The organism is Pseudomonas sp. HMSC08G10 (genome assembly GCF_001808425.1).
Lineage (GTDB): Bacteria > Pseudomonadota > Gammaproteobacteria > Pseudomonadales > Pseudomonadaceae > Aquipseudomonas > Aquipseudomonas guariconensis.
On the sequence record NZ_KV793311.1, the window covers coordinates 53,892 to 67,270 of the forward strand.

16 protein-coding genes are annotated in these 13,379 nt (G+C 58.4%); 9 read left to right on the plus strand and 7 right to left on the minus strand.

From position 1 onward, the window contains the following. The first annotated feature begins 325 nt into the window (after positions 1–325). Positions 326–571, plus strand: coding sequence for a DUF2790 domain-containing protein (locus HMPREF3173_RS14635; protein ID WP_070574132.1), 246 nt, complete (start codon positions 326–328; stop codon positions 569–571). Positions 572–598: 27 nt separating this feature from the next. Further along, on the plus strand, positions 599–1,615 hold the full coding sequence (locus tag HMPREF3173_RS14640) for an alpha/beta hydrolase (RefSeq protein WP_070574134.1): 1,017 nt from the start codon (positions 599–601) through the stop codon (positions 1,613–1,615). A gap of 138 nt (positions 1,616–1,753) precedes the next feature. Here the strand turns inward: HMPREF3173_RS14640 and HMPREF3173_RS14645 are convergent, their stop codons facing one another. Beyond that, complete coding sequence (locus HMPREF3173_RS14645; RefSeq protein ID WP_070574137.1) at positions 1,754–2,755, minus strand: zinc-dependent alcohol dehydrogenase family protein; 1,002 nt, start codon at positions 2,753–2,755, stop codon at positions 1,754–1,756. Positions 2,756–2,863: 108 nt separating this feature from the next. On the opposite strand from HMPREF3173_RS14645, the gene HMPREF3173_RS14650 reads away from it, so the two are divergent. Then, positions 2,864–3,763, plus strand: coding sequence for a LysR family transcriptional regulator (locus tag HMPREF3173_RS14650; protein ID WP_070574311.1), 900 nt, complete (start codon positions 2,864–2,866; stop codon positions 3,761–3,763). A gap of 43 nt (positions 3,764–3,806) precedes the next feature. Here the strand turns inward: HMPREF3173_RS14650 and HMPREF3173_RS14655 are convergent, their stop codons facing one another. Continuing rightward, positions 3,807–4,631, minus strand: coding sequence for an AraC family transcriptional regulator (locus tag HMPREF3173_RS14655; protein ID WP_070574139.1), 825 nt, complete (start codon positions 4,629–4,631; stop codon positions 3,807–3,809). Positions 4,632–4,761: 130 nt separating this feature from the next. Here HMPREF3173_RS14655 and HMPREF3173_RS14660 point away from each other — a divergent pair, with 130 nt between their 5' ends. Beyond that, on the plus strand, positions 4,762–5,280 hold the full coding sequence (locus tag HMPREF3173_RS14660; protein ID WP_043214166.1) for a carboxymuconolactone decarboxylase family protein: 519 nt from the start codon (positions 4,762–4,764) through the stop codon (positions 5,278–5,280). A 12-nt stretch (positions 5,281–5,292) separates the two neighbouring features. Then, positions 5,293–5,547, plus strand: coding sequence for a glutaredoxin 3 (grxC, locus tag HMPREF3173_RS14665; RefSeq protein ID WP_043214168.1), 255 nt, complete (start codon positions 5,293–5,295; stop codon positions 5,545–5,547). Positions 5,548–5,739: 192 nt separating this feature from the next. On the opposite strand, the gene HMPREF3173_RS14670 is transcribed toward grxC, so the two are convergent. After that, entirely contained in the window at positions 5,740–6,648 is a 909-nt protein-coding gene (locus HMPREF3173_RS14670) for an AraC family transcriptional regulator (RefSeq protein ID WP_070574313.1), read from the minus strand. A gap of 135 nt (positions 6,649–6,783) precedes the next feature. Beyond that, positions 6,784–7,146 carry a hypothetical protein gene (locus tag HMPREF3173_RS23990; RefSeq protein WP_083300052.1) on the minus strand — a complete coding sequence of 121 codons (363 nt, stop codon included), beginning with the start codon at positions 7,144–7,146 and terminating at the stop codon, positions 6,784–6,786. A gap of 421 nt (positions 7,147–7,567) precedes the next feature. On the opposite strand from HMPREF3173_RS23990, the gene HMPREF3173_RS14680 reads away from it, so the two are divergent. From HMPREF3173_RS14680 to HMPREF3173_RS14690, 3 genes are all read left to right on the plus strand, one after another. Continuing rightward, positions 7,568–8,305, plus strand: coding sequence for an SDR family oxidoreductase (locus HMPREF3173_RS14680; protein ID WP_070574143.1), 738 nt, complete (start codon positions 7,568–7,570; stop codon positions 8,303–8,305). 26 nt (positions 8,306–8,331) lie between these two features. Then, on the plus strand, positions 8,332–8,586 hold the full coding sequence (locus HMPREF3173_RS14685) for an Atu4866 domain-containing protein (protein ID WP_070574145.1): 255 nt from the start codon (positions 8,332–8,334) through the stop codon (positions 8,584–8,586). 212 nt (positions 8,587–8,798) lie between these two features. Beyond that, positions 8,799–9,698, plus strand: coding sequence for a helix-turn-helix domain-containing protein (locus tag HMPREF3173_RS14690; RefSeq protein WP_070574147.1), 900 nt, complete (start codon positions 8,799–8,801; stop codon positions 9,696–9,698). Positions 9,699–9,714: 16 nt separating this feature from the next. On the opposite strand, the gene HMPREF3173_RS14695 is transcribed toward HMPREF3173_RS14690, so the two are convergent. The 3 genes from HMPREF3173_RS14695 to HMPREF3173_RS14705 form a co-directional block, all read right to left on the minus strand. Then, a complete protein-coding gene (locus HMPREF3173_RS14695; protein ID WP_070574149.1) occupies positions 9,715–10,272 on the minus strand; it encodes a flavin reductase family protein in 558 nt (185 codons plus the stop codon). Between the two features lie 81 nt (positions 10,273–10,353). After that, positions 10,354–11,115 carry an SDR family NAD(P)-dependent oxidoreductase gene (locus tag HMPREF3173_RS14700; RefSeq protein WP_043215701.1) on the minus strand — a complete coding sequence of 254 codons (762 nt, stop codon included), beginning with the start codon at positions 11,113–11,115 and terminating at the stop codon, positions 10,354–10,356. 193 nt (positions 11,116–11,308) lie between these two features. Further along, on the minus strand, positions 11,309–12,355 hold the full coding sequence (locus HMPREF3173_RS14705) for a GNAT family N-acetyltransferase (protein ID WP_070574151.1): 1,047 nt from the start codon (positions 12,353–12,355) through the stop codon (positions 11,309–11,311). 219 nt (positions 12,356–12,574) lie between these two features. On the opposite strand from HMPREF3173_RS14705, the gene HMPREF3173_RS14710 reads away from it, so the two are divergent. Beyond that, positions 12,575–13,195 carry a tyrosine-type recombinase/integrase gene (locus HMPREF3173_RS14710; protein WP_070574153.1) on the plus strand — a complete coding sequence of 207 codons (621 nt, stop codon included), beginning with the start codon at positions 12,575–12,577 and terminating at the stop codon, positions 13,193–13,195. The last annotated feature ends 184 nt before the right edge of the window (positions 13,196–13,379 follow it).

Genomic DNA, 13,379 nt, shown 5'->3' on the forward strand with positions numbered 1-13,379 from the left:
CGCCCGATGGGTTCCCAGAGGGTAAGCCACGCCTTTAAATGCTTTTGAAGCATGGCGCTGATACGCCGCTCTCCTTCCCTTCTGCTGCATGCTCGCTAGCGCGCGCTCTGCGTGGCTGACAGGCGGCCCTCGGTACTACCAACGCCATCCGGCGGTCATTTCTGCCTGACTGCGAGACGCTTTCACACCGTGCGTTTGGGTGATGCGATTGTTCAATGAGAACAATAGCGCAAATATATTTTGCGCACTAACTATTTAGACGCAAAATAAACCCCACGCAGCAAGCAGTCGCTGATCCCAATATCAAAGCTCACGGAGAATCATCATGACTTTTAGCAAAGCACTCGCCATCGCCACCCTGACCTTTGGCACCAGCGTCGGCGCCTTCGCCCAGAGCGCCACCCCCTACCACTACGGCATGAACTTGGACATCGCTCGAGTGATCGCTGTAGACGCGCCGGCCAACGCCGCCAGCTACGCCAGCACCGCCACCCTCACCTACCGTGACAGCCACGGCAAGCTGCAGAAAATCAGTTACCTGCGCCCCACCACCTCCGCCAACCAGAACTAATGACTCCAGCGACCCAGGAACTTGACCATGAAAATGTCCCTTACCCTCACCGCCGGTCTGCTCGCCCTTGCCGTCAACAGTGCCTTCGCCGCTGGTAGCCCCGGTGTTGAAACCACCACTCAAGGCTTCCTACAGGCCCTTGCCGCGGGTGGCGGTAAACCGTTGGAAACCCTGTCCCCGAAAGATGCCCGCGGCGTGCTCACTGGCGCCCAGGCCAGCGTGAAAGTGGATGTCTCCGGTATCCAAATCGAGCGCCGCAGCATTCAGGTCGACAGCCAGGCGTTGGAGATCCGCGTGATACGACCACAAGGCGCGAAAGGCGAACTGCCTGTGTTCATGTTCTTCCACGGAGGTGGCTGGGTGTTGGGTGACTACCCAACGCACGAACGCCTGATCCGCGACCTGGTGGTCGGCTCCGGTGCAGCAGCGGTCTATGTCGACTACACCCCGTCGCCGGAAGCCCAATTCCCCACGGCCATTAACCAGGCTTACGCCGCCACCCGCTGGGTTGCCGAGAATGGCAAACAGATTGGTGTCGATGGCAGCCGCCTGGCGGTGGTAGGCAACAGTGTCGGTGGCAACATGGCGGCGGTGGTCGCGATCAAAGCCAAGGAGGCCGGCACGCCCAAGCTGCGGTTCCAAGCCTTGTTGTGGCCGGTGACTGACGCCAACTTCAACAACGGCTCGTACAACCAGTTCGCTGAGGGCCACTTCCTGACCCGCAATATGATGCAGTGGTTCTGGGACAGCTATACCACCGATCCGAGGCAGCGTAACGACATCCATGCATCGCCACTGCGCGCCAGCCTGGATCAGTTGAAAGGCTTACCGCCAGCATTGGTGCAGACCGCCGAGATGGACGTGCTGCGCGACGAAGGCGAAGCCTATGCCCGCAAGCTGGAGGCTGCCGGTGTACCGGTGACCGCCGTGCGTTACAACGGCATGATTCACGACTTCGGCCTGCTCAACGTACTCAGCCAGGTGCCTGGAACCCGCAGTGCATTGGACCAGGCTGCCCAGGCGATCAAGCAACACCTGAAGTAATCGAGCGGTACCGGACCGGGGCGGCTTTGACGCCCCCGGTCGTGCTTGTAGGCTCATCGGCACCCTGTACCGGCCAGCCCCCCGATCGGCATATCGCTCCCTGCGCGAAACGGTGCAGTGCCTTGAGCAGCTTCGGCTCTATTCGTTCACCAACTGGATTATCGTCTTGCCCTTGCCACGACCTTGCGCGACTTGGCGAAATGCGTCGTTGACAGTGTCCAATCCAAAGCGTTGCTGATCCACCCGGATGGTCAGTTGCCCAGCATCAGCCAGGGCAGCTGCCTGGCGCAGGATGGCCCCGTGGTGTTCGCGGCCCATGCCGGTAAGTAAGGGTGTCAGGGTGAACACGCCCGAATAGGTGGCGCTTCTGAACGACAGCGGCGCGAGGCTATGCTGCCCCCAGCCGAGGCAACTCAGAACGTGCCCTGTGTAAGGCTTCACGGCCTTGAATGATGCATCCAGCGTGCTGCCACCAACGGTGTCGTAGACGATGTCGAAACCTGCTCCGGCGGTATGTTCCTCGACATAGGCCTCCACACTTTGCGCCTGGTAGTCGATCGCTATCGCCCCCAGTGAGCGTATGAAGTCGAGGCTCGCCGCCGAACCTGTGGCGTAAACTTTGGCTCCACGGGCCTTGGCCAGCTGGACAGCCGCTTGGCCAACGCCACCTGCGCCACCATGAATCAACACCTGCTGGCCAGTGCGGACGTTGGCGCGATCCACCAAGCCTTCCCAAGCGGTGATGAATGCCAGGGGCAAAGCGGCTGCCTCGCCCATGCCTAGCGCGTGCGGCTTCGGGGCAATAAGCCGGGCATCAACAGCGATGTATTCAGCCATGGCGCCCTGAGCGCCACCGACTCCGCCGGCCATACCGAAGACCTCCTGGCCAAGCGTGAAGCCCTCGACCGCCTCACCCAGCTCGACAACCGTACCGGCCAAGTCCAGACCGAGCACCGCCGGTAGCGCCTGCCGAGCGTGTGCTGCTGCGCCAGTGGCGATCTTAGTGTCGAGTGGGTTGACTCCTGCGGCGTGGACGCTGACAAGGACCTCTCCCTTACCGGGAACCGGGCGAGCAATACGCCGCACAGCCAAGGGTGCCTGGGCGGATTCAGCGATGGCGGCAAGCATGGTCTGATTCATGATGGAAGCTTCTGATTAAGTGGACGAGTGACAGGTTGCTCCTGCTCTTTCATTCCGATAAGAGTCTAAAGTTGCATATCATTTATTCCCGGAAGAGGCCTAATGGCGGTGGACCTATTTCACAGCATGCACATCTTCGTACGCGTCGTGGAGCGTGGGTCCTTCTCGGCGGTCGCCCGCGAGCTGAACATGGGACAGCCGGCGGTAAGCAAGCAGATCCGCGCACTGGAGCAGCATCTGGGCGGCCCTGTGTTCGCTCGCAGCACCCGGCACCTGGCATTGACCGACCAGGGACAACGCTTCTACAGCCATTGCCAGGAAATTCTCGGACACCTCGAAACCGCTAAGCGCAGCTTTGCCAGCGGCCAGGAACAGGTTGCCGGGCCGTTGCGCGTTGCCGCGCCGGTCAGCTACGGAAGGTTGTGCATTGCCCCAGTTATCGGCCGTTTTCTGCAGCGCTACCCGGATGTGCAGATCGACTTGCGGCTAAACGATCACAATGAAGACTTGCTCATGGAAAACATCGACCTGGCGATCAGGATCGGCGTGGTGCAGAGCGAGGGCCTGGTAGCCGTGCCCCTTGGCAGCAGCACCCGGCGAGTGTATGCCTCACACGCCTACCTGCAACGCCACGGCCTGCCACTGGAGCCGAGTGATCTGGCGAGTCACAACTGCATCGGCTTCACCTTGCTTACGCATTACGACCGTTGGCGCTTCATCCGTGACGGTGAGGCGCTCGATATCGCCATCAGCGGCAACGTCACCAGCAACAGCAGCGAGGCCATTCGTGAGATGGTCCTCAGTGGCTTGGGTATTTCCCTCTCTCCCGAATGGCTATTCGCAGAAGATGTCAAACAAGGCTTCGTGCGTACTTTGCTCGATGATTATCCGACCACTGCCCTGCCTGTGAGCGCCGTATTCAGCCATGAACGACGACGTTCAGCACGGACAAAAGCGTTCATCGATTTTATGCGAGAGCACTTGCGCACTGCCCCACACGGAGCGTAAACCGCGCTGGACTGCCACAACCGATACGGCACGCGACCACGTATCATGCCGTGGTCTGCTGCAACCACTGCTTCGGACTTGCCCCCACCTTGCGGCGAAAAGTACGGGCCAACGCTGACGGGCTTTCATAGCCGACCTCATCGGCAATCAGGGCAATGGGGCGGCCTTCCCGGAGACGTTTTTGCGTCAGACTGATTCGCCAGTTCGTCAGGTAATCCGCCGGGGTGACACCCACGGTCTGGCGAAAGTGCGCAGCAAAGCTTGCGCGCGACATCCCTGAGCGATCAGCCAGCTCCGCCACGGACCAATTGCGCTGTGGCTCGTTGTGGATACCCACGAGTGCACGGGACAGCTGAGCATTGGCCAATCCGGCCATCATTCCCGAGGCGATGCTGCGGCTGGTGATGAGATGGCGAAGTAGCTGAATCACCATCAGCTCGAACAACCGATTGAGGATGACATCCCGTCCGCATTCATCGCCGACGGCTTCTTCGAATAGCCAGTTGAGGGTGCCATCAAGGCCCTGCAATTCGCGCAACGGCTTGATGATGAAATCCGGCAAAGCCAGGGTCAGCGGATTATTGGCACCGCCATCGAACTGCAAGGTGGCGCAAACCAACTCTGCGTTATCTGCTTCGCTGGCCAGCAGCTGATGCGTCTGCGGGCGCACCGCCAGAATCAGGCTGGGCTCCGTCAGTTCGGCGGGCTGGCCGCGTTTGTCCTTGAAGGCCAGGCGCCCTGATCGCAGCAAATGCACATGCCCGAACCTTTGCTGCCCATCGAAATGGGTCACTCCACAAAACCCACCCTGGTGAAAGGTGGACGCATGCAGGTTGAAGTGCTTGAGCAGTGTCGATAATCGGTCCATGGCGCACTCCAGATTTAGACGATCTGTTGCATAGATTCGACGATCAGAAGCCAAGAAGATAGCCCACGTCTCTAGGATTGATTCCAAGCTTGATCGACAAGCTCGTTAATCAACCTACTGGAGAACCACCATGACTCGTATCGCTGCTCTCTCGCTGGACCAAGCTCCTGCTGGCTCGCGCACTGCCCTCGAAGGCATTCAAAAAGGTCTCGGCTTCATTCCCAACGCCTTCAAGACCCTGGCTCACTCCCCGGCCGCGCTCAATGGCTATCTGGGCCTCGCCCAAGCCTTGGGCAAGAGTTCGCTGAACGCCGCCGAGCGTGAAGTCGTTGCGCTTGCCACGTCGCAAATCAACGGTTGCGACTATTGTCTCGCCGCGCACGCCTTCTTCGGTGCCAAGGCTGGCCTGAGCGATGAGGCCATCGGCCAGGCCCGCAATGGCACACTCAACGCGGTCGCCACGCTGGCGCGTCAGATTACCGAAAGCCGCGGGCAATTGAGCGATGGTCAAATCGCAGCAGCACGTGAAGCAGGCCTCACCGATGGCAAGATCGTGGAAGTGGTGGCTCAGGTCACGCTGTTGACCCTGACCAACTACCTGAACAATGTCGCCACGACCGATATCGACTTTCCACCATCGGCGCACTAAGGGGTAACTGCCATGAGCCATGTGACGATCTACACCACCCAGCACTGCCCTTACTGCATTAGTGCCAAGCGGCTGTTGGCGCAGAAAGGGGTCAGTGTCGTGGAAATCGACATCGAAGCATCGCCGAACCATCTGGCGCAAATGCTGCAGCGATCCCAGCGCAGGACCGTGCCGCAGATCTTTGTGGGTGAAGTTCATGTGGGAGGCTTTGATGACCTCAAACGCCTCGATCACAAAGGCGATCTCGACGCGTTGCTCCGTGCCTGAGGCACAACAGTGCTCCGGACGGCGCCGCCTCAAAGTGGACATCCATCCAGAGCACTTGGCCATTTTCGGACGATGCTATGGGTCGAAAGAAGGTCGCATCTGGCCGCTTTCGATCTATAGCGGCTATGCAGGCGCGGCGGCTCTGGACCCAACGAGCGTCATCAGGATGGCGCTAGCCAAGGCCAGCCGCCCTCACCCGAGCGATCGAAGCTTTGCGATATCTCGGCTCGGTGGAGCACCAAACAGTCGGCTGTACTCACGGCTGAACTGTGACGGGCTTTCATAGCCCACCTTGAACCCAGCCGTAGAAACATCAAGCCCCTCTGAGATCATCAACCTGCGTGCGTGTTGCAGGCGAAGTTGTTTCTGATACTGCAAAGGACTCATGGCGGTGACAGCCTTGAATCGATGATGAAGCGTGGAGTTACTTAAATTGACGTAACTTGCAAGCTCATCGATGTGCAACGGCTGCGCATAGTTGTTGTTCAGCCATTCAATGGCCCGAGTGACGCGGTGGGTCTGGCAATCGGTGATGGCGATCTCATGTAAACGCTGGCCCTGCTGGCCTTTGAGCAGCCGGTAGAATATTTCCCTCAGCGCTAGCGGTGCCAATGCCGGGATGTCAGATGGCGCATCCAACAGGCGTACCAGTCGCAACATCGCATCCAGCAGCGAGCTATCGACCTTGTCCAGGTACAGCCCGCGATGGGGCTGTTGGCTCGGCACGCCGATAGGGCTGACGTCTGCTATCAGCTGAGCGATGACTGTGGGATCGATATCCAGGCGGATACAAAAATAGGGCTGTTCTGGGGATGCCTCGGTCACTTGGCCCGCTAGAGGCAGCGTGACAGAGACGACCAGGTAGTTCAGGGGATCGTAGGTATAGCTCTCGTCCCACAACTGCACTTGTTTCCGGCCCTGCACAATGATGCATAGCCCAGGTTTATGCACGGTATGGATCACATCGGTTGGGGTGTCGCTGCGTATGAAATGCAGCGGATCAATCGCCGTCTGATACACGCCGTATGTCGGAGCGAAACGTTGCATGGTAGATGCCAGTTCGGCCCTTAGGCGTTTCAGGTCTTCGTCCCGATCACTCACCACCCTTACCTCCCGTTAGGCTGTACCGATTGCAGAGGATAGGTGGGTCAGTCACCTTTTGGGTAGATGCTAGATCGACATATTTCATATGCAAAAGCCCGGCGGGCCGGGCTCTTGGTTGGGTGGATATGGGCGTCAGGCATAGAAGGCACGCTGCGCATCGTTTTTAGCCACCCGACGGCTATTGAGTCGGTCCGCGCCGTCCTCAGCCACGCGGCGGTCATTGAGTCGGTCCGCACCGCCCTCAGCCACACGACGAGCATTGAGTCGGTCCGCACCACCCTCAGCGACACGACGAGCATTGAGTCGGTCCGCGCCGTCCTCGGCCACGCGGCGGTCATTGAGTCGGTCCGCACCACCCTCAGCCACAAGTGGAGTCATCACCTCTTTACAGGGCTGATTACTCCAAATGCCGATTTCTTTGGCTGGCAGCGCCATAGAACCTGCGCTGACAACAGACAAGGCGATTCCGATCATCATTTTGTTAACAGTTTTCATGACAGCGACTCCGTAATTAGCAATGGATTCGTTGCCGGTTGTCAGTGCAAAGCGTGACGTTGACTCCTGTTTACTGCAGGCTCGGTCGCTCTGATGGCCGGCGGCAGAAGCGGTCTCGCTTTCTGCTTGGGCTCAGATTAAGGCGGCGCTGATTTGGCCGTTATTAGGTTCCTGCGAGGCTTTTGCACATTCCTGCGCCGGGCCGACTTACAAAGACTCACTCGCGCGCAGGGCCGGTAGAGAAATTTTGTCGGCGGATTGGATGCGCTGACCGGCAAGACCATTGCCGCATAGTGTTCATGCAGGATCGTGCATGTCGTGCGTAGGAATCGCATAACCCTGCCCACCCCTGCCCTCTTACGCTTGCTTCACCACCTGCCTATCGGCAGGTGCCTCTTAAGCAATAGACAGGAGTGGGAAAATGCACGGCATCGAACAAAAAGTCATCGTGATCACTGGCGCCAGCAGTGGTATCGGCGAAGCAACAGCCCGCCTGCTTGCCAGCAAAGGCGCTCGCGTGGTTTTAGGTGCCCGCCGCACCGATCGCTTGGAAGCCCTCGCCAAGGAGATTCGTTCAACAGGCGGTATAGCTGATGTGCTTGCGCTGGACGTCACCCGCCTGGACGACATGCAATCCTTTATCGACTTCGCTATCGAATTGCATGGACGTGTCGACGTTCTCATCAACAACGCCGGCGTCATGCCGCTTTCGAAGCTCGAAGCACTCAAGGTCGACGAGTGGAACCGGATGATTGATGTCAACATTCGCGGCGTCCTGCACGGCATTGCCGCAACGCTGCCGCTCATGCAACAACAGCGCGCCGGCCAGATCATCAATATTGCCTCCATTGGAGCCTACGCTGTGAGCCCGACAGCTGCGGTGTACTGCGCCACCAAATATGCCGTACGGGCCATTTCAGAGGGTTTGCGCCAAGAGGTGGGTGGTGATATCCGGGTCACGGTCATTGCACCAGGCGTTACTGAGTCGGAACTGGCCGACAGCATTTCCGATGAAGGCGGACGGACGGAGATGCGCGAGTTCCGCAAGATCGCCATTCCTGCCTCGGCCATTGCCCGGGCAATTGCCTATGCGGTAGAGCAGCCTGCGGATGTGGATGTCAGCGAACTGATCGTGCGTCCAACAGCAAGTCCATTCTGAGTGACCTGACGAGAGCGAGGAAGAAAATGGGCAAGCCATATGGAGACCAAGACAAATACGTTGGCATGTGGGTGACGGCCGACGGCCGCATTCGCCATGAACTCTTGCCTGGCGGCCGCTATGACGAGGCCCGCGCAGAGCAACAAAGCGCGTACCAAGGTCGGTACTGGCTGGAGGGTGATCACATCGAGTATGTGGATGACACAGGGTTCACTGCTGACGGAGAGTTTCGCGGCAACGTGTTGTATCACGCTGGGATGATTCTCTATCCCGAACGTTGAAGCGCAGGCCGGAATGGAGACATTCCGGCTTTTTTTTCGACCATTCCTCTTCAGGCCCCACACCCAGCGCGAGGTTTCTGAGGTATCCCTCCGGGAACGCTAACGAGCTTTACTGGCCCAATCTTTTGGGCTTGAAATGCGAGCCCACCCTGTGAGACCAATGCCCGAAATGGCTCGTTCGAGCCGGCTTACTGAATGAGGCGATAATTCCCATGGATGTTATAGAGCGGACTTCAGCCCATGGTTTGGAGGCGTATATCCGCGGTGAGCGGCTTGCCGCTTCGGACGTTCTAGCCGATCGGGACATGTTGGTGCAGATCTTTAACCGAGCGCGTGAAGAAGAAAGCTTCATCGTCCCTGCGGTAGCCGAGCCTTTACTGGTGTGGATCATTTCAGGCAATGCTGCCGTGCAGGAGCGTGAGCTTGACGGCGATTGGCAATGCAGCCACGTCGCTAAAGGTGATTTCTTTTTAACGACCTCGGCACAGCCGTACGAGATGCGTTGGAAAGTGGACGGCGCTGAACCCTTCGAGGTGATGCATATCTACCTCGGCATTCCGCTGTTGGATAAAGCCATTCATGAGGTTTTGGGCGGCTCCGTCGAAGCGGTTCGCCTACGTGAAGTGTCGGGCGGGCGTGACGATGGGTTGTCCGTTCTACTGGAACAGGTTCGGCTGGAGCTGACAGGACACAGGGCCAGCCCTCTTTATCTGCAAGGGCTGGCCCAGTGCATCGCCATTCACCTTGCCCGCAGCTACCTGGACAGCTCAGCGAACGATATCGTGCGCCGCAACGCGTTGCCCGCTTACAAGTTGCGCCGCGTGCTGTCGGCAATGGAGGCGAATCTGGCCGGGGAATTTCATCTCGGGCACTTGGCCGAAGTAGCAGGGATGAGCGAATACCACTTCAGCCGGCTGTTCAAGAAGGCCGCTGGTTACTCGCCGTCACAGTTCTTCATCAGGCTAAGAATGGCAAGAGCCCGGCAGCTCCTGGTCGAAACGGATCAGAGCGTGATTGATATAGGCTTGGAGGTCGGGTACAGCAGCCCAAGCCATTTTTCTCAGGTGTTCAAACGTGAGGTTGGCGTTACGCCCACTCAATACCGCAAATAGCGAGTGGGCACGCCATTCAGAGATTCTGGGGACGGAATCGCCGGTGAAAGTCCAGGGTTTCCCCCGCCACCATGAATTGACCGCGCCCTCTGTAGTGCAGCGTTCTCGGCTGCTTCACTGATCGGTCGACATGCGCTTTAACGACTTCCCAGACAAACAGACCGTATTCGCCAATGAGCTTCGAGTCGTACAACTGGCATTCGAAACTGGCATAACACTCTGCAATCAGGGGCGCTTCAACCCGAGTCGCCGGCGTCGCGGTGAGACCGAATTGGCCAAACTTTTCCACGTCACTGCCCGTACTGTTGCCCACCGCGACCACTTGGTCAGCCAGCTCCAAGGTGGGCACATTGATCACGCATTGCTGGCTATTGCGGATCAGCTCATAGCTGTGGTTTCCCGACCAGATGTAGCAGCCGAAAAGAGCAGGGTCGAATTGCATCATCATGTGCCAGCCCATGGTCATGATGTTGGTTTCGCCGTTCCAGGCTGAGGTCACGAGTACGATGGGCCCGGTTTCCAGATGCTGGCGAACGTCGATGAGAGGGAAGTCGGATTTTCGAAGTGCGGTCATGACGCCTCCGTTGAGTGGGGTCTGGTAGCAAGAGAACGCGTTGTGCCGGCCATGCAGCACAACGCGTTTGGAGACCAAGGATCAACCCACAGGGACACTCATGCCGCCATCGGCCATGACCACCGAGCCGACGATGAAACTGGCGCGCTCGGAAGCCAGGAAGGAGACGATCTCGGCGATCTCTTGCGGTGCTGCAGCTCGGCCGATCGGCGCGGATTTGCCATGCTCCTGCAGGAACCCGCGACCGTCCTCCATGAAGTGGTTCAAGAGGTTGGTAACGACATCTCCTACGCCGATGGCATTGACCCGAATGCCATGCTCGATCGCTTCGAGCGCCTGAGTACGCGTCAATTGCGCCAGCGCCCCCTTGGACGCGGTATAGGCCGCGATACCGGGGAAGGCGAAGTAGGACGCGTAGGAAGCGATGTTCACGATCGCGCCGCTCTTGTTCTTCATCATTTCCTTCATTGCCTCTCGGGAGTGAAGAAACGCACCCGTCACGTTGGTTTGCATCTGCCATTCCCAATCTTCGCGGGTCATCTCGATCAGGGGTTTGTACAGAATGCGACCGGCGTTGTTGACCAAGACGTCCAGTTTGCCGAACTGCTCGACAGCCAGCGCCACTGCCTGCTCGGCAGAGCCATCGACAGTGATGTCTGCGACGAAGGGAACCAGGCCAGGACGCTCAAGCGCATTGACTGCGGGGTCGATGTCCTCGGCGATGATTTTCGCACCGCGAGCGTGAAGAAGCTCGGCGATGGCCTTACCGATGCCGCTAGCCGCCCCGGTCACCAGCACTACTTTGCCTGCCACTTCGTTTGGGGTTGGGGTGAAGTCAGTCATGTCATGTCTCCAAGTCAGGAATTGGTTGTCGCTTTCGACGGTGCCAATTTCTCCCTTTTCGACATTCCACTCCTTGGTGGCCTTGCTCTGCCTATCGGAGTTTTGCTTCTTTCGTTTCAACGTCCGCCAGGCGTGCTAGGGCATGTACGAGATGTGGTTGCACAAAGCGTACGTCCTTGCTCTTCAAAGAAGGTCAATCACCGAGCCGCCACTCAAGGATCGGAAGACTTCGGGCCTCGCCATCAATCGGGCGCGATACATCGCCCACATGCCGGGCCCCGAGCCGCTCGTAGAAGGCCCTGGCGGAAGGATCCGACTCAACCGCAAGAATGGTTACGCCCAACCCGCGTGCTACAGCCAGGGCGTGGTCTACCAGGCGCCGTCCGTGCCCTCTTCCCATGGCCGAGGGATCAACCCAGCAATGCTCCAGCTGCCAGCCATCCTCGCCGTGCTCCAGCCCATAGAAGCCCAACAATGCACCATCCGCTGCGGTCAGCACCGCATAATGGCCGGTCAGTTGCGTAGAGTGGATGGTCAGCGCACCCTCCCACGCATTCATCCAGGCTTCGGGATAACCCCAATGAGCCTTGCTGCGCCGGGCCAAGGCGCTCAGAGCCTGCGCATCCGCCTCACGTGCCGGACGCAGCGTTGGGGTGTCGTCCATCAGCATCGCTAGCGCCGCCGGGTCGGTAGCCAGCAGACTGAACTGGTGCAGGCTGAGGAAGCGCCCGCCCTTGTACTCCACATCTCGCAACGTTCCCTCCAGCACAAAGCCGAGGCGCTCCAGCAAGCGAGTACTGGCGGAGTTTTCAGGCTCGACATCTGCATGGATGCGGTGCACGCCGAGGGTATCGAAGGCGAAGCGGAGGATGGCGAGCAGGCAATCCTGCATCAGCCCCTGGCCCCAGTTTTCAGGCATCAGCCAATAGCCGATATCCACGCTGCGATCGGCTTTAGACCAATCATTGAAGCCACAAGCACCTATCAGTTCGTCTTGACCCGGCAAGGCGATACCCCACCAGATGCCTCGATCCTCCTCCAGCAGCGCGTCGTACCAATGCATTTGCTCGTAGGTCGCCTCGATGCTATCGAAAGACACACCATAGTGAGCAATAACCTGCGGGTGGGAAAGTCCGGTAAAAATCGCCGCTACATCACCGCAATGTATCCGGCGCAGTGTGCAACGCGGGAGCAAGAATTCGGGAAACTCGACAGAAAAGTCCATCATTATCAAATTCACAGGCCTGGATCACCGGAAAATCTTCTCAACAAAGGACGCAGGTCTACAAGGACTGTCAGGAGAGGGATGGCAGAACAGAAAAATAGGGCGATTGCGTGGTGTCGCCATCAAGCGGTTTGGGACGGCAGTTGCTGAAAGCGACTGGCAGGTATGGGTCGGTTAGCGACCGTCCATCGCATCGAGTTCACCCTTGTCCTCCTGTAACGCGGAGGAGAACCCATGAAAACCGCTGCTATCTACACCCATCGCCCATGGAACAAGGGAAAGCTAGTCGGGCAGAAAGCCCCGCTCCGACTGAGAGATATCTGGGCCATCCGGGTAAGGCTCCAGATCGCGGAGAAATCCAGGGATCTGGCGTTGTTCAACTTGGCAATCGACAGCAAGCTGCGAGCCTGCGACTTAACCAAGCTTCGTGTACGGGACGTAGCCCATGGAGAGCATGTGTCGTCACGAGCGATCGTGATGCAGCAGAAAACTCACCATCCAGTGCAATTTGAGATCACCGAGCAAACCCGTATGGCTTTGGAAGTCTGGATGCACCGGGCTCATCTCCGTAGCGAGGACTGTCTGTTTCCGAGTCGGCTACACGGTTCAGCTCATCTCTCCACCAGGCAATACGCTCGAATAGTGAAAGCCTGGGTGACAGCCATTGGCCTTGATCCAGCGCTGTACGGCACTCACTCGCTGCGGCGAACAACGGCCTCGTTGATCTATCGTAGAACCAAGAATCTGAGGGCAGTCCAACTCTTGCTTGGCCATACGAAGCTTGAAAGCACCGTCAGATATCTGGGGATTGAGGTCGACGATGCCTTGGAGATGGCAGAGCAGACGGAAGTCTGAAAGCGTACAGCGACGGTCGAGGGATGACCGTCGCTATTCGACCCAAAGCGAACGTAGCGGCTTAGGCTGATGCTATTGACCAGTTGCTGTGAATCGAACACCGACTAGACTCCCAGACGGTCTGGGGGTCGAAAATTTTGAGTGTGGACGTGCCTATCCCGTTCATCGCAGTTCGCTTATTCGT

Coding starts and splice junctions, on each gene's coding strand:
- HMPREF3173_RS14635 (WP_070574132.1), top strand. CDS start 326: ATGACTTTTAGCAAAGCACTCGCCATCGCCACCCTGACCTTTGGCACC.
- HMPREF3173_RS14640 (WP_070574134.1), top strand. CDS start 599: ATGAAAATGTCCCTTACCCTCACCGCCGGTCTGCTCGCCCTTGCCGTC.
- HMPREF3173_RS14645 (WP_070574137.1), bottom strand. CDS start 2,755: ATGAATCAGACCATGCTTGCCGCCATCGCTGAATCCGCCCAGGCACCC.
- HMPREF3173_RS14655 (WP_070574139.1), bottom strand. CDS start 4,631: ATGGACCGATTATCGACACTGCTCAAGCACTTCAACCTGCATGCGTCC.
- HMPREF3173_RS14660 (WP_043214166.1), top strand. CDS start 4,762: ATGACTCGTATCGCTGCTCTCTCGCTGGACCAAGCTCCTGCTGGCTCG.
- grxC (WP_043214168.1), top strand. CDS start 5,293: ATGAGCCATGTGACGATCTACACCACCCAGCACTGCCCTTACTGCATT.
- HMPREF3173_RS23990 (WP_083300052.1), bottom strand. CDS start 7,146: ATGAAAACTGTTAACAAAATGATGATCGGAATCGCCTTGTCTGTTGTC.
- HMPREF3173_RS14680 (WP_070574143.1), top strand. CDS start 7,568: ATGCACGGCATCGAACAAAAAGTCATCGTGATCACTGGCGCCAGCAGT.
- HMPREF3173_RS14685 (WP_070574145.1), top strand. CDS start 8,332: ATGGGCAAGCCATATGGAGACCAAGACAAATACGTTGGCATGTGGGTG.
- HMPREF3173_RS14690 (WP_070574147.1), top strand. CDS start 8,799: ATGGATGTTATAGAGCGGACTTCAGCCCATGGTTTGGAGGCGTATATC.
- HMPREF3173_RS14695 (WP_070574149.1), bottom strand. CDS start 10,272: ATGACCGCACTTCGAAAATCCGACTTCCCTCTCATCGACGTTCGCCAG.
- HMPREF3173_RS14700 (WP_043215701.1), bottom strand. CDS start 11,115: ATGACTGACTTCACCCCAACCCCAAACGAAGTGGCAGGCAAAGTAGTG.
- HMPREF3173_RS14710 (WP_070574153.1), top strand. CDS start 12,575: ATGAAAACCGCTGCTATCTACACCCATCGCCCATGGAACAAGGGAAAG.